Origin of the sequence: Fibrobacter sp. (assembly GCA_024399065.1) — a bacterium.
Lineage (GTDB): Bacteria > Fibrobacterota > Fibrobacteria > Fibrobacterales > Fibrobacteraceae > Fibrobacter.
The window spans coordinates 1-1,970 of record JAKSIB010000083.1; the positions used below are offsets into that span (position 1 = coordinate 1).

Below are 1,970 nucleotides of genomic sequence, written 5' to 3' on the forward strand. Positions count from 1 at the left end.
AAGGCTAAATACTAGTGAGAGACCGATAGCGAACCAGTACCGTGAGGGAAAGGTGAAAAGCACCCCGAGCAGGGGAGTGAAAGAGACCCTGAAACCATGCGCCTACAAGCGGTCGGAGCCCTTCGGGGTGACGGCGTGCCTTTTGCATAATGAACCTACGAGTTACCGTCACTGGCAAGGTTAAGCGACAGGAGTCGCCGAGCCGCAGCGAAAGCGAGTCTGAAATGGGCGTCGGAGTCAGTGGGGGTAGACGCGAAACCGAGTGATCTACACATGTCCAGGATGAAGTCCCGGTAACACGGGATGGAGGTCCGAACGAATAAGCGTTGAAAAGCTTCTCGATGAGGTGTGTGTAGGAGTGAAAGGCCAATCAAACTCGGAGATAGCTCGTACTCCCCGAAAGGCATTTAGGTGCCGCCTCCGGTGTTCCCTGTGTGAGGTAGAGCGACTGATTGGATGCGAGGGCTTCACCGCCTATCAAGTCCAGACAAACTCCGAATGCTCACAGGCTAAACCGGGGAGTAAGGGCGCGGGTGCTAAGGTCCGCGCCCGAGAGGAGAAGAATCCAGACCACCGGCTAAGGCCCCGAAATACTGGTTAAGTTAGACTAACGAAGTCCGGCCCCCAGGACAGCTAGGATGTTGGCTTGGAAGCAGCCATTCATTCAAAGAGTGCGTAACAGCTCACTAGTCGAGGAGCTGGGCATGGATAATAATCGGGTATGAAACCAGTTGCCGAAGCCGTGGGATCATTTATGATCGGTAGGGGAGCATTCCCATCCGCGTCGAAGGCGCAGCGCGAGCTGCTCTGGAGCGTTGGGAAAAGCAAATGTAGGTATAAGTAACGATAAAGCGGGTGAGATTCCCGCTCGCCGAAAGACCAAGGTTTCCTGAACAACGTCAATCGGTTCAGGGTCAGTCGGGTCCTAAGGATAAGCCTAGAGGCGAGGCCGATGGATGAAACGGTTAATATTCCGTTACTGACCGTGCGCGTGACGCGGCGACGGAGGAGTGACACGGCCGCCACCTGACGGAATAGGTGGTTGAAGGGCGTAGGCTGTGAGAGGGGCAGGCAAATCCACCCCTCGAGCTGAAACCTGACAGTACGGCAATCCCTTCGGGGTGCGCCGACAGTGCCGGTAACCAGACTCCCGAGAAAACCCGCTAAACTGCAACGCACGGTCACCCGTACCGTAAACGGACACACGTGGTCGGGTTGAATATACTTAGGCGCTTGGGTGATTCACGGTTAAGGAACTAGGCAAACTGACCCCGTAACTTAGGGAGAAGGGGTCCTCGAGAGATCGAGGCGCAGAGAATAGGTCCAGGCAACTGTTTAACAAAAACACAGGGCTGTGCGAATACGAAAGTAGATGTATACAGCCTGACACCTGCCCGGTGCCGGAAGGTTAAGAGGAGATGTCAACCGCAAGGCGAAGCATTGAATTGAAGCCCCGGTAAACGGCGGCCGTAACTATAACGGTCCTAAGGTAGCGAAATTCCTTGTCGGGTAAGTTCCGACCTGCACGAATGGTGTAATGATCCGGACACTGTCTCAACCGTGAGCCCAGTGAAATTGTAGTATCGGTGAAGATGCCGATTACCCGCGATGGGACGAAAAGACCCCGTGAACCTTTACTATAGCTTAGCGTTGATTCTGGGCATGTGATGTGTAGGATAGGCCGGAGGATATGAAGCGGGCACGCCAGTGTTCGTGGATCCGCCGTTGAAATACGGCCCTTTGCCTGTCTGGAATCTAACTCTCCGTGAGAGGACCGCGCTTGGTGGGTAGTTTGACTGGGGTGGTCGCCTCCAAAAGCGTAACGGAGGCTCCTAAAGGTACCCTCAGGCCGATTGGTAACCGGCCGCAGAGTGTAAAGGCATAAGGGTGCTTGACTGGGAGGCAGACATGCCGCACAGGTAGGAAACTAGAGCTTAGTGATCCGGTGGTTCCGTATGGAAGGGCCATCG

The 1,970-nt window shown here is 54.9% G+C and carries 1 rRNA gene; it reads left to right on the forward strand.

The features are described from left to right. Window positions 1-1,970 (forward strand): 23S ribosomal RNA (locus MJZ25_16505); the annotation flags it as partial.